Source organism: Paraburkholderia sp. GAS41, assembly GCF_050436545.1.
Taxonomy (GTDB): Bacteria; Pseudomonadota; Gammaproteobacteria; order Burkholderiales; family Burkholderiaceae; genus Paraburkholderia.
On sequence record NZ_JBNDMK010000004.1, the window covers coordinates 165,599 to 178,432 of the forward strand.

The 12,834-nt window shown below is 61.6% G+C and carries 9 protein-coding genes and 1 tRNA gene; 3 read left to right on the forward strand and 7 right to left on the reverse strand.

What is annotated here, in order from left to right:
* Window positions 1–18 precede the first annotated feature (18 nt).
* The 4 genes from lon to tig form a co-directional block, all read right to left on the reverse strand.
* A complete protein-coding gene (gene lon, locus P3T43_RS08830; protein WP_429280661.1) occupies window positions 19–2,439 on the reverse strand; it encodes an endopeptidase La in 2,421 nt (806 codons plus the stop codon).
* Between the two features lie 184 nt (window positions 2,440–2,623).
* On the reverse strand, window positions 2,624–3,895 hold the full coding sequence (clpX, locus tag P3T43_RS08835; protein ID WP_074298724.1) for an ATP-dependent Clp protease ATP-binding subunit ClpX: 1,272 nt from the start codon (window positions 3,893–3,895) through the stop codon (window positions 2,624–2,626).
* 178 nt (window positions 3,896–4,073) lie between these two features.
* Window positions 4,074–4,727, reverse strand: a complete 654-nt coding sequence (clpP, locus tag P3T43_RS08840; protein ID WP_429272381.1) for an ATP-dependent Clp endopeptidase proteolytic subunit ClpP — start codon at window positions 4,725–4,727, stop codon at window positions 4,074–4,076.
* 166 nt (window positions 4,728–4,893) lie between these two features.
* Window positions 4,894–6,240: a trigger factor gene (gene tig, locus P3T43_RS08845; protein WP_429280662.1), complete on the reverse strand. Its 1,347-nt coding sequence runs from the start codon at window positions 6,238–6,240 to the stop codon at window positions 4,894–4,896.
* 441 nt (window positions 6,241–6,681) lie between these two features.
* On the opposite strand from tig, the gene P3T43_RS08850 reads away from it, so the two are divergent.
* On the forward strand, window positions 6,682–7,827 hold the full coding sequence (locus P3T43_RS08850) for a glycerate kinase (RefSeq protein WP_429280663.1): 1,146 nt from the start codon (window positions 6,682–6,684) through the stop codon (window positions 7,825–7,827).
* A gap of 65 nt (window positions 7,828–7,892) precedes the next feature.
* On the forward strand, window positions 7,893–8,345 hold the full coding sequence (locus tag P3T43_RS08855; RefSeq protein WP_429280664.1) for a MarR family winged helix-turn-helix transcriptional regulator: 453 nt from the start codon (window positions 7,893–7,895) through the stop codon (window positions 8,343–8,345).
* A gap of 222 nt (window positions 8,346–8,567) precedes the next feature.
* On the opposite strand, the gene P3T43_RS08860 is transcribed toward P3T43_RS08855, so the two are convergent.
* Window positions 8,568–8,654 (reverse strand) — tRNA-Leu (locus P3T43_RS08860).
* A 232-nt stretch (window positions 8,655–8,886) separates the two neighbouring features.
* Between P3T43_RS08860 and P3T43_RS08865 the strand changes: the two genes are divergently transcribed.
* The gene (locus P3T43_RS08865) at window positions 8,887–9,723 is read left to right on the forward strand and encodes a squalene/phytoene synthase family protein (RefSeq protein ID WP_429280665.1); all 837 of its coding nucleotides are present in this window, start codon (window positions 8,887–8,889) and stop codon (window positions 9,721–9,723) included.
* 126 nt (window positions 9,724–9,849) lie between these two features.
* Here P3T43_RS08865 and P3T43_RS08870 read toward each other — a convergent pair whose 3' ends face one another.
* Complete coding sequence (locus tag P3T43_RS08870; protein ID WP_429280666.1) at window positions 9,850–11,079, reverse strand: DUF1501 domain-containing protein; 1,230 nt, start codon at window positions 11,077–11,079, stop codon at window positions 9,850–9,852.
* Window positions 11,080–11,156: 77 nt separating this feature from the next.
* Window positions 11,157–12,770 (reverse strand): DUF1800 domain-containing protein, encoded by a 1,614-nt coding sequence (locus P3T43_RS08875; RefSeq protein ID WP_429280667.1) that lies wholly within the window; start codon window positions 12,768–12,770, stop codon window positions 11,157–11,159.
* Window positions 12,771–12,834 lie beyond the last annotated feature (64 nt).

A 12,834-nucleotide genomic window follows, 5' to 3' on the forward strand; every position in this document is an offset into this window, starting at 1 on the left:
GCTACGGCATCAAATGACTTAGTGCTTCACCACATCCGTTGCGGCCTCTTTACCGGGCTCTGCCGCGACGGGCGTGGCAGGCTTTGGCTCTTCTTCCACTAACGCTTGCGGCACACGTTCGAGCGCAAGTTCGAGCACCTTGTCGATCCAGCGGACCGGCACGATTTCAATTGCGTTCTTCACGTTGTCCGGAATCTCCGTCAGATCCTTGACGTTTTCTTCCGGGATCAGCACCAGCTTGATGCCGCCGCGATGCGCTGCGAGCAGCTTCTCTTTCAGACCGCCGATTGGCAGCACTTCACCACGCAACGTGATTTCGCCAGTCATCGCCACATTGGCACGCACCGGAATACCGGTCAGCACCGACACCAGCGCGGTCGTCATCGCGATACCGGCCGAAGGACCGTCCTTCGGCGTCGCGCCTTCGGGCACGTGGATGTGGATGTCCTGCTTCTCGAACGCTTCGTCCTTAATACCGAGACGGCGCGAGCGCGAACGGACCACCGAACGTGCCGCTTCGACGGATTCCTTCATCACGTCGCCGAGCGAACCCGTGCGGATCACGTTGCCCTTGCCCGGCATCACGGCGGCTTCAATGGTCAGCAGATCGCCGCCCACTTCCGTCCACGCGAGACCCGTGACCTGGCCAACCTGGTTGTCCTTCGCTGCCAGACCGAAGTCGTACTTGCGTACGCCAAGGAATGTGTCGAGATTGCTACCGTCGACCTTCACGGCGCCCTCTGCCTTCTTCAGCAGAAGCATCTTCACGACCTTGCGGCAGATCTTCGAAATTTCACGCTCGAGCGAACGAACACCCGCTTCACGCGTGTAGTAACGAATGATGTCGCGGATTGCAGTTTCCGTGACATCGACCTCGCCTTCCTTCAGGCCGTTGTTCTTCTTCTGCTTCGGCAACAGATAGCGTTGCGCAATGCTGACCTTCTCGTCTTCGGTGTAACCCGACAGACGGATCACTTCCATCCGGTCGAGCAACGGCGGCGGAATGTTCAGCGAGTTCGACGTCGCCACGAACATCACGTCCGACAGATCGAAGTCGACTTCGACGTAGTGATCCGCGAACGTATGGTTCTGTTCCGGATCGAGCACTTCCAGCAACGCCGACGACGGATCGCCGCGGAAATCCTGACCCATCTTGTCGACTTCGTCGAGCAGGAAGAGCGGATTGCGCACGCCGACCTTGGTCAGGCTTTGCAGGATCTTGCCGGGCATCGAACCGATGTAGGTCCGGCGATGGCCGCGAATTTCGGCCTCGTCGCGCACGCCACCGAGTGCCATGCGGACGAACTTGCGATTCGTTGCGCGTGCAATCGATTGACCGAGCGACGTCTTACCGACACCCGGAGGCCCAACGAGGCACAGGATCGGCGCTTTCACCTTGTCCACACGTTGCTGGACAGCAAGATATTCGAGAATACGTTCTTTGACTTTCTCGAGACCGAAGTGGTCTTCGTCGAGTACGCGTTCTGCATTCGAGAGGTCGTTGTTGACCTTGCTCTTCTTGCGCCACGGCAGGCCGATCAGCGTGTCGATATAGTTGCGCACGACGGTGGCTTCGGCCGACATCGGCGACATCAGCTTGAGCTTCTTCAGCTCGGCATCAGCCTTCTTCTTGGCTTCCTTCGGCATGCGCGCGGCCGTGATGCGCTTCTCGAGTTCTTCGAGATCCGCACCTTCTTCGCCTTCGCCCAATTCCTTCTGGATAGCCTTGACCTGTTCGTTCAGGTAGTACTCGCGCTGGCTCTTCTCCATCTGGCGTTTCACACGCCCACGGATGCGCTTTTCAACCTGCAGGATGTCGATCTCAGCTTCGAGTTGCGCGAGCAGATGCTCGAGGCGCTCGATGACCGGGAACATCTCGAGGATGTGTTGCTTCTGGTCGAGCTTGAGCGGCAGATGCGCTGCAATCGTGTCGGCCAGACGGCCGGCTTCGTCGATGCCCGCAAGCGAGGTCAGAATCTCCGGAGGGATCTTCTTGTTCAGCTTCACGTATTGGTCGAACTGCGACACGATCGCGCGACGCAGCGCTTCAGTTTCAGCGCTGTCGGCGTGGTCCGGCTCGAGCGGCATGACTTCGCACGAAAACTGCGTTTCCTGCTCTTCGATCGAGAGCGTCTTCGCGCGCTGCAAGCCTTCGACGAGCACCTTCACGGTACCGTCCGGCAGCTTCAGCATTTGCAGGATGTTGGCAATACACCCTACTTCGTACATGTCCTTTTCGGTCGGCTCATCTTTCGCAGCCGTCTTCTGGGCGACGAGCATGATGTGCTTGCCGCCTTCCATCGCTGCTTCGAGAGCCTTGATCGACTTCGGGCGGCCTACGAAGAGCGGAATCACCATGTGCGGGAAAACGACTACATCACGCAGCGGGAGCAGCGGGAGCGTAGTGCGTTCCGGCGGGAGGAGTTGGGTTCCTGACATTTCATTTCCCCATGAGTGGTATCAGTTCGTTCGATAGGTGAGGCCTGCAAAAACGATTACAAGGCCTCCGCGTGTGGGAAAAGTTCAGTGACTCCAAAGGAAACACAACCATCCTAACCCAAGATAAACAAAAAAGCCGTTCACGCTGCCATGAACGGCTTTTTTCGCAAAACCTTTAAGCCGATCAGTTCGAGCCAGCAACCTTCGGCGCGTCTTCGTAGATCAGCAACGGTTTCCCGTCGCCGTCGATGACGTTGTCGTCGATGATGACTTTGCTGACGCCTTTCATCGCCGGCAACTCGTACATGACATCAAGCAACGCCTGTTCCAGGATCGAGCGCAGACCGCGCGCGCCCGTCTTGCGACGGATTGCCTTACGCGCAACCGCCTGCAACGCCCCCGGACGAATCTCGAGCTCCACGCGCTCCATATTGAACAGCTTGTGATATTGCTTCACCAGCGCATTCTTCGGTTCGACGAGAATCTTCATAAGTGCCGCTTCGTCGAGCTTGCCGAGCGTGGCGACCACCGGCAGGCGACCGATCAGTTCAGGAATCAGACCGAACTTGATCAGATCTTCCGGCTCCACTTCACGCAGCACTTCGCCGGCGTCACGGTCCTGCTTGCTCTTGACGCTCGCGCCGAAACCAATGCCCGTCTTTTCCGTACGATCGACGATGACCTTTTCGAGGCCATCGAACGCGCCACCGCAAATAAACAGAATATTGGTGGTGTCGACCTGGATGAAATCCTGATTCGGATGCTTACGACCACCTTGCGGCGGCACCGACGCCATCGTGCCCTCGACCAGCTTCAACAGGGCCTGCTGAACACCCTCGCCCGACACGTCACGCGTGATGGACGGGTTGTCCGACTTGCGGCTGATCTTGTCGATTTCGTCGATGTAGACAATCCCGCGCTGGGCCTTGTCGACTTCGTAATTGCAGTTTTGCAGCAGCTTCTGGATGATGTTCTCGACGTCTTCACCGACATAGCCGGCTTCCGTCAGCGTCGTTGCATCGGCAATGACAAACGGGACGTTCAGGAGTCGTGCGAGCGTTTGTGCGAGCAGCGTCTTACCTGAACCGGTCGGGCCGATCAGCAGGATGTTGCTCTTCGACAGCTCGATTTCATCCTTCTTGTCGAGGTGCTTGAGGCGCTTGTAGTGGTTGTAAACAGCGACCGCAAGAATCTTCTTCGCGCGTTCCTGCCCGATGACGTACTGATCGAGAATCTCGCGAATTTCCTGCGGACTCGGCAGATCGGACTTGGACAAGCCCGCTTCAATACCCGCGCCCGCGGCTTCATCACGAATGATTTCGTTGCACAGGTCGATACATTCATCGCAGATGAAGACCGATGGGCCTGCAATCAGCTTTTTGACTTCATGCTGGCTCTTGCCGCAGAACGAGCAATACAACAGCTTTTCGCTGTTTGAACCTTTCTTGTCCGCCATAGATGTGCGAGCCTCCGGACACTCGATTACATGATACGCCGTTTGCCCCTGCCTCGCAGTTGGGGCGAATGAGCAAAGGCAGTGACGGCGCTTGCCGCAGGCGTTTGGACGAATCTGATTATTTCACACCAAAAACGCGGTCGTTCCCGCCCTTCAAATAGGGCGAGAACGCACCGGATCATGGACGCTTGTGCAGCACCTGGTCGACCAGACCGTACGCCTGAGCATCATCGCCGGACATGAAATTGTCGCGGTCGGTGTCGCGTGCGATACGCTCGACAGGCTGGCCCGTATGATGCGCGAGCAGTTGATTCAGCCGCTCCTTCAAATACAGGATTTCACGTGCCTGGATCTCAATGTCCGACGCCTGACCCCGTGCGCCACCCAGCGGCTGGTGAATCATCACACGTGCATTCGGCAGCGTGAAACGCTTGCCTTTTGCGCCGGCCGCCAGCAGGAACGCGCCCATGCTGGCTGCAAGACCCATGCACAGCGTCGACACGTCCGGCTTGATGAATTGCATCGTATCGTAGATCGCCATCCCGGCCGAAACCGACCCGCCCGGGCTGTTGATGTAGAAGCTGATGTCCTTGTCCGGATTCTCGCTTTCAAGGAACAACAACTGTGCCACGACGAGATTGGCCGTCTGGTCGTTCACTTCACCAACCAGAAACACCACGCGCTCTTTCAGCAGACGCGAGTAGATGTCATACGAGCGCTCGCCACGGCCGCTCGTTTCCACGACGATCGGCACCAGTCCGAGCGCCTGCGCTTCGAGATCCCGTGACGACTGGGAGGTCAACGTGTCCAGCATTTGGGCGCGAAAGGTCATGCAATGGATCCTTGTCTGGGGATATTTATTCGGTACCGGACAGGTGAGTACGACGACGTAATATTCAAGTGCGTAAAACCCGACGCAATGCAACCAACGCGACGCTTAAGAAAAAAACGGCGTGCGGGCCGTCGCTCCGACAGCCGGCACGCCGCTACAGCGACGCTTACGATTGCGCCGTTGCGCTTGCCAACTCTTCGAAGCTCACTTCCTTGTCCGTGACCTTGGCCTTGCTGAGCACGAAATCGACGACGTTAGCCTCGACGACGTAGGCTTCCATTTCTGCAAGGCGCTGCTGGTTGGAATAATACCAGCGGACGACCTCCTTCGGGTCTTCGTAGCTTTTCGCGAATTCGTCCACTTCGGCACGAATCTGCTCCGGCTTCGCCTGCAGGTTGTTTGCCTTGACCAGTTCGGCAAGCACGAGGCCCAGCTTTACGCGGCGCTCAGCCTGTTCCTTGAACATTTCTGCCGGGATCGGCGCGTCCGCGGCGTTCGGCACGCCACGCTGCGTCAGGTCCTGACGCGCCATTTCGACGAGGCGCTCCTGGTCCTGACCTACGAGGGCGTTCGGCACGTCCAGTTCCGAGATCTTCAGCAACGCGTCCATCACCTGGTTCTTGACGATGGATTGCGTGCGACGCTTCGCTTCGCGCTCGAGGTTGTCCTTGATTTCGGCGCGCATCTTGACCAGATCACCGTCTTCGATACCGAGCGACCTGGCGAACTCACCGTCGATTTCCGGCAGGTGCGGCCACTCGATCTTCTTCATCGTGATCGTGAACTGCGCCGTCTTGCCCGCGACGTCCTTGCCGTGATAGTCGGCCGGGAATGCCAGATCGAATTCCTTGGCTTCGCCGACCTTCAGGCCGAGCGCTGCCTTTTCGAATTCCGGCAACATGCGGCCTTCGCCGAGCACGAACGCGAAATCGTCCGCGGTGCCGCCCTGGAACACTTCACCTTCGATCTTGCCGACGAAGTCGACCGTGACGCGGTCGCCGTCTTTCGCTGCGGTGTCCGCACCGCCGTCGCCGTGCTCGCCCGATTCGCCGCGTGCGTGGAAATGCACGCGTTGCTTGCGCAGGATGTCCAGCGTGCGGTCAATTTCCGCCTCGCTGATGGTGGTCGTGGTGCGTTCGATTTCAGCCGTGGCGACGTCGCCCAGCTTGACTTCCGGATACACCTCGAAGGTGGCGTCGAAAGCGTAGTCGTTTTCTGCCGCATCGACCTTGGGTGCGAAGCTCGGCTGGCCGGCGACGCGCAGGTTTTCAGTGCGGCTGATGTCGAAGAATTCCTTGCCGACCTTGTCGCTCAGCACTTCGGCTTCCACCTGGCCCGAATACTGTTGCGTGACCATCTTGAGCGGCACCTTGCCCGGGCGGAAACCCGGCATGCGCACGTTCTTCGCGAGTTGGCGGATACGCGAGTCCACTTCCTTCTGCACTGCGTCCTTCGGCAGGGAAATCGTGACGCGGCGTTCGAGCTTGCCGAGGTTTTCAACAACGTTAGCCATGGCTTCAATCGTCCTAAAATTATTCGAGCGAATCAGTTATCTTCTTCGTGCCGCTTTCGATGTCGCTTGGCATCGCGCGTCCCATCAATTCGGCGCCTGCGCCGCGGGCTTGCAGGCCACCGGCAGCACGGTTTGGGTCTAAAGAGCCGAATATTTTAGCAAACTATTCGCACGCTTAGCCGGGATTCGATGTTTCGCGCCTGTTTTTGTCGGTTTTGGGGCTGCTTTGAGGGCGGTTTGAGGCTGCTTTGGGTTTGTTGGGGGCCCTGCAGCCGTCGCCGCCACGGTGCGAACGGCGTCCGTCGCGGTCCGCGCGTTCGATGCCGGCTATGCCGTTCGACATATTCAGCCGCGCGCGGCATGCTGATAAGCTAACGGACGCGTTCGGGCCCATGCCCGCCCGCTCCGCCATCGCCTCGCATCCAACTATCAAGAGACACCATGCCGAACCCGTCGTCCGCGCCCGTCGTCGTCATTGCTCCCGATTCTTTTAAAGGTTCGCTTAGCGCCGAACAGGTCGCGCAGGCCATCGCAACCGGCGTGACGCGCGCGCGGCCGGACGCCACGGTGCGTATCTGTCCGATGGCCGACGGTGGCGAAGGCACGCTCGACGCCATGCTGACCGGCGGCGGCGAACGTCGCGTGCTTACCGTGCGCGGCGCCGCAGGGCCCGTCCGGGAAGCGGCGACGGGACTGTTCGCCGACGGTAGCGCGATCGTCGAAACGGCCGAGATCGTGGGCATTACCGACCCGGTCGGCATGGGCGTAGCGGTCGAAGCGCGCAGCTCGCGCGGCATGGGCGAAGCGATCCGCGCGCTCCTCGATACCGGCGTGCGGCGGTTTTTTATTGCGCTAGGCGGCAGCAGCACCAATGACGGCGGTGCAGGCCTGCTAGCCGGCCTCGGCGTGCGGCTGTTCGATGCAGGGGACCGCGAACTCGAGCCAACCCCGGAGCAACTGGCCCGCGTCGCTCGCGTGGACGTGTCGCAACTCGACGCGCGGCTAGCCGACGCGTCGTTTGTCGGCATGTCCGATGTGGACAACCCACTCACTGGAGAACACGGCGCCACCGCGATCTTTGGACCTCAAAAAGGCGTGCGGCCCGAACAGATTGCAAGCGTCGACGCGGCCCTTGCCCACTTTGCCGACCTGCTCGAACCGGCTTTTCAACGCACCGCGCGCGACCTGCCCGGCGCGGGTGCAGCGGGTGGCCTCGGCTTCGCCCTGCATATGCTCGGCGCGCAGTTCGAACCTGGCGCGGAAACAGTCGCGCGACTGATTGGCCTCGACGCCGCGCTCGCCGGCGCAGACTGGCTCATCACCGGCGAAGGACGCTCAGATGTGCAGACCCTGCACGGCAAGGCGCCGTTCATCGCCTGCGGCCATGCGCGCGCCGCGGGCGTGCCGGCCACGCTGCTATCCGGCGGGGTCGACCCAGCCGCGCTGCCGCGCCTGTCCGAACACTTCAGCGGCTGTTTCTCGCCGGCGCCCGGTCCGATCACGCTCGAGGTCGCGATCCGCGACGCGGCCACCCTGCTCGCCAACGAGGCCGAGCAACTAACACGCCTGAAGTACGGCACGCGTTGACCGGGGAGACGGTTGCGGCAACAATCACAGCGCCACTTCCGCCTCCACTCGACATCGGGACGACCATGAAGGCCTCCGCCAAAGCCGGACTCGAACAGTTTTTGACGTATCGCCTGCATGTCCTGAACAAGCTCGCCGAGCGCGGCATCGGCGAGCGCTATCAGGAGAAACTTGGCGTGACCGTACCGGAGGCCCGCGTGATTGCGTCGGTGGGATCGTTCGGACCGTTTTCCATCATGGATCTGGCGCGGCACGCCAACCTCGACAAAAGCCAGGCAAGCCGCGCGGCTGAAGCGCTCATCAAGCAAGGGCTCGTGCAGCGGGAAGCCAGCGAGGAAGACGGACGCGTCGTGCTCATTTCCCTGACTTCTGCAGGACGCGAGCTATATCGCAAGGTCATGCCGATCGCCCGCAAGTGGAACGCCGATCTGTTCGATTGCCTCAGCGAGGATGAGAGAGAGGTCCTCGGTGCCGCGCTCGACAGAATTATCGAGAGCGCGCAGGCGCGTACCGAATAGTGTGAGCGTGTCGCCGGCACGTGGAAGATCAGGCCGTACTGGTTGTGCGAGCAACCCGTTTGGAATGTGATGCCGCACCGGCCTGGAGGTGACTGTCCACGCGGCAAATTGCCTTGGGCCGCGCCGCACGCCTTACACGACCGCACACACGCACACAGCTCCACGCCGCCGCAAGCAAAAAACCCCGCCAGTCGACGACTGGCGGGGTTTTTCACAAATACGTGGTGCGAGGAAGGGGACTCGAACCCCTACACCATTGCTGGCGTCAGGACCTAAACCTGGTGCGTCTACCAATTTCGCCATCCTCGCAGCCGGGTGAAGCGTTTGCACGCCGCGCCCGATGTCTGGCTAGCCAACGTTCGCGCCCCGCCGATCAAGCTGGTCAGGCACACGTCCGAAAGCGTAAGCGCGAGATTCTAACCGATAGATTTGCGCTTGTCTGCATTTGGCCGGCACGCGTCGATGCTACAATTTTTGGCTAACGTCCGCACGGCATACACGTCGTGCTGCTCCGGCTTCAGCCTCCCCACATTCCATTCAAGTGAATTTCGACGAATATTGCCAGCAGAAGGCGGCGCTCCCCGGTTCGAGCAGCTATTACGCGCTGCGCCAGGCGCCTGCGGGACGCCAGCCGCTCCTGACCGCCCTGTTCGCGCTACGCCGCGAATTCGAGGAAACCGTGAAGGAGACCAGCGACCCGGCCATTGGCCGCACCAAGCTCGCCTGGTGGCAAAACGAAATCGCGGCGCTGGCTGCGGGAACGCCGTCGCATCCGGTTTCAAAGGCGCTCGCAGCCCACCTGGATGACGGCGCCAAGGCTGAATGTCCGGCGTTGCAAACGCTGCTGGCGGGGTTCGAAATGGACCTCGACCAGGCCCGCTACCTCGACTTCCCAAATCTGCGCCGTTATTTGCACGGCGTCGGCGGCACGTTTGCCGCGCTGATCGCACGCGCGACCGCCCAGAATATCGCCGGGGCCGCTGATTGGGCCGCGCCGCTCGGCCACGCGCTAATGCTGGCCCAACTGGTTGCCGAGCTTGGCGACGACGCGCGGCACGGGCGCATCTATATTCCGATCGACGAGATGCAACGCTTCAACGTGACAGCAGCCGATCTGATCAACCGCAAATACAGCGACGCGTTCGTCGAACTGATGCGCTTTCAGACCCGCCGTGCCCGCGACGCCATCCAGACCGCGCTCGCCGCGCTGCCGGCTGGCGAGCGGCGCACCCAGCGCACCTTGCGGGCGCAAGCCGCGCTGGCACTCGCGCTGCTGGATGAGATTGAACGGGACGGCTATCACGTGCTGCATCAACGTATTGCGCTGACGCCCGTGCGTAAGCTGTGGATCGCGTGGCGCGCCGCGCGCCAACGCTAGACGCTGCTCTGCAGTACGACGCGGCGCGGGCGCAGGCCAATGATACGCGGGCGGCGTCGACGCACCGTTCACGCACGCGACAAAGGCACCGCACCGCTCACGCACGCAACAAAGGCACCGCACTGCTCACGCACGCAACAAAGGCACTACCTCGAAACGCTGTTGCAGCACGGCCGAGGCATCGAGGCCCCACCACGGTCCGAGGATGGTTGCATACAGCTGGCGGAAATCGACACCCACCGGCAAGTTACCGCTCCCGTCGAGTTGGGTCAGAACCGGCGGCACGCCATACAATCCGCCGCGTACCCGTCCACCCATGACGAAATGCGGCGCGACGGTGCCGTGATCCGTACCGTTGCTCTGATTTTCGCGCGGCCGGCGGCCGAACTCCGCATAGGTCATGACCAGCGTATTGTCCCAGCGCCCCAGTTCGACCAGCGCCGACTTCAGCGACGCGAATCCCTCAGCCAGTTGTTTGAGCAACGCGGCTTGCTGGCCAGGCTGATTCTGGTGCGTATCGAAGCCATTCAGCGTGAGCCGGATCACCGCCACACCTTGTCCGTGCAGCGGCCGGCCTTGCGGTGTGTCACCGGCGGCAAGCACCTGCATAGCGGTCCTGATCGAGCTTCCGAACGCGCCCGCAGGAAAATTTGTCTTCAACGGAAACTGCCCTTCACCCGGACGCAGCCGGGCTGCCGCCTTCACGATGTCGTTCTCGACGTCGAGAATATGCGCGAGTTCAGGGTTGCGCTCATGCAGCGACACCGGCATCGCGAGGCGCGACGCCTTGACGAACTGCGCCGGGTTCACCAGCGCAATTGCCCGCGCGCCGTTGGCGAGCGGCCCCATCTCAGCGCTACCGATCACCACGCCATCCGCCACGAAGCCAGGCGGCACCGCGCGCTGCGCGAACGCTCGCGTCAGCCACCCTTCGCGCAGGTATTGGTCCGAGCGCGAGGCCGTGTCCCAGATCTCGATCGAGCGGAAATGCGACAGGTTCGGTTGCACATAACTGACGCCCTGCACGATCGCCAGTTGCTGGCTCTGCCACAGCGGCATCAGCGGTTGCAATGCAGGGTGCAAGGCCGTGCGCTCATCGAGCTGGATCACCTGGTCACGCTTGATGCCAATGTTCTTGCGCAACTGATAATAGGTGGGATCGGCATACGGAATCACGGTATTCAAACCGTCGTTGCCACCCTTTAACTCCACGAGGATCAGCAGATTGCCGTAGTCGCCAGTGCCAGCGCGCACCGAACCGGCAGGCTGGCCCGGCGTCTGCGCGCCGAACGCACGCGGCAACCAGAAGGCGGCGCTTGCCGCGGTGGCCATCGAAAGAAAGTCGCGCCGTTTCATGCTGCTCCTCGTTCGGTTATAGCGACGCCAGATGCACCTCGCGGCTCTTGCCGCTTCGCTTCACTGCGCATGACCACTTATTTCAGCTGGTAGGCCGGATCCATCAACAGCGCCTCCAGATAAGCGCTGGCGGTCGAATCGGTCTCGATCGCGTCGACCGGTGCGAGCGGCAGTACCGCGTGCTGCAATTGCAACTCCGCCGACAAGCCCGCTTTGGCCGCTGGCGCGGTGTTGTACTGGGCGAGCCACGTGTCGATATCGAAGCGTACTCCGCCCTGACCCACTCGCGCCATGGCACGCTGCAGCATCGCTGCGTTCTTTGGATCCAGGTTCATGCCATTTTTGACGTGCTGAGGGGCGGCGGCTTCGGTGGCGCGGAATAACTGTTCGACGAACTGCTTGCGCGCGAGCAGTGTCGAGCTGTTGATCCAGTCCGTGCCGCCGGGCCAGCCCTTGACATTGGGTGGATAAAACAGGTTTTCGCCCAGGCTGCGAATTTCGCCGGCGAACGGCGCCGTGTTGTCATAGCCGACGTCGAATTCGCGCAGCGTCCCCACCACGAACTCGGCCGGCGACTTCGCCAGCACGCCGCGATTGCTGTCGTCCCAGAACGCATCGCTCAGGAAGAGTCCGCGCAACGCGACTTTGACGTCGTAATGACTTGCGCGAAAAGCGGCTGCGATGGGCGCGACCTGCGCCGGGTCGGGTGTGTCGGAAACGAACTCGCGCCACAGCTTGGTCGTGACGAAGGTGGCGGTCTCGGGTTGGGCCAGCAGAATGTCGAGGACCTGATCGCCGTCAAACGGTCCGCTCTGGCCGAGCACGGTCTTGACGCCATCGTCGTGCAGGTTGGCGCGCCAGAGATAGCCCTGGGTGTCCGGATCGAGCGTCCATCCGGTATAGGCGCGCGCGGCTTCGGACACGTCCTGCTGCGAGTAATGCCCCTCGCCTAACGTGAACAGCTCCATCACTTCGCGGGCAAAGTTCTCATTGGGTTTGCCCTTGCGACTCCCCGCGCCATCCAGGTACTGCAGCATGGCCGGGTCTTTTGCGACTTCGTGGAGCAGTTCGCCGAAGTTGCCCAGCGCCTCGCGGCGAAACAGGATGTTCTGCTGCGCCATCAACTGCGGATAGCCGACCTTGTCCTGCCCGGAGGTGAAATGGTTGTGCCAGAAGAGCGTCATGCGCTCGGTCAGCGGCGACGACGTGACCAGCATCTCGCGGACCCACCACGCGCGCAATTCTTCGTAACGCTGGTTGCGCGTGCGTTGCTCGGCCTTGCGCTGATCCGGGGTCCAGAGCTTGCGCTCGTCGCGCGTCGGGATCGGCTCCAGCACCCATGCGGGCATCGGTGTCGAGGCTTCGGTGTGCGCCGCCAGTGCCTTGTCGACCGCCTGCACGCGCGTCAGGCCGACATACTGGACGGCTTCAGCGTTGTCGGGTGCGAAGCCCACCCGCGTGAGGAAAAAGCGCGCGTCGTTGCCGTCGAGCAAGCTCCCGGATGAATCCTCCGCACTGACCGCCGGCGGATGGCGTTTCGCGCGCAGGGTGTGCGGGGTACCCTGGATATGGGCAGTGCTGCTGTTCTGCGCCACCGCCGGCAGCGGGCCCGCAAGTGTCGCAACCGCGGCCGCGGCCGCGGCAAGCAACGGTACCGAGTACCCGCGAGTCAACGTGAACGGCATTTTCATTGTCAGCTGTCCGTGGTCGGGTGGTGGCGGCTTGAACCTGCCCACCTCCATGCAATGGTCCCCT

Bases quoted from the DNA above. Each gene is read 5' to 3' on its own strand.
- P3T43_RS08855 (WP_429280664.1), top strand. From the start codon at position 7,893: ATGAAGGCCTCCGCCAAAGCCGGACTCGAACAGTTTTTGACGTATCGC.
- clpX (WP_074298724.1), bottom strand. From the start codon at position 3,895: ATGGCGGACAAGAAAGGTTCAAACAGCGAAAAGCTGTTGTATTGCTCG.
- P3T43_RS08875 (WP_429280667.1), bottom strand. From the start codon at position 12,770: ATGAAAATGCCGTTCACGTTGACTCGCGGGTACTCGGTACCGTTGCTT.
- P3T43_RS08870 (WP_429280666.1), bottom strand. From the start codon at position 11,079: ATGAAACGGCGCGACTTTCTTTCGATGGCCACCGCGGCAAGCGCCGCC.
- lon (WP_429280661.1), bottom strand. From the start codon at position 2,439: ATGTCAGGAACCCAACTCCTCCCGCCGGAACGCACTACGCTCCCGCTG.
- P3T43_RS08850 (WP_429280663.1), top strand. From the start codon at position 6,682: ATGCCGAACCCGTCGTCCGCGCCCGTCGTCGTCATTGCTCCCGATTCT.
- clpP (WP_429272381.1), bottom strand. From the start codon at position 4,727: ATGACCTTTCGCGCCCAAATGCTGGACACGTTGACCTCCCAGTCGTCA.
- tig (WP_429280662.1), bottom strand. From the start codon at position 6,240: ATGGCTAACGTTGTTGAAAACCTCGGCAAGCTCGAACGCCGCGTCACG.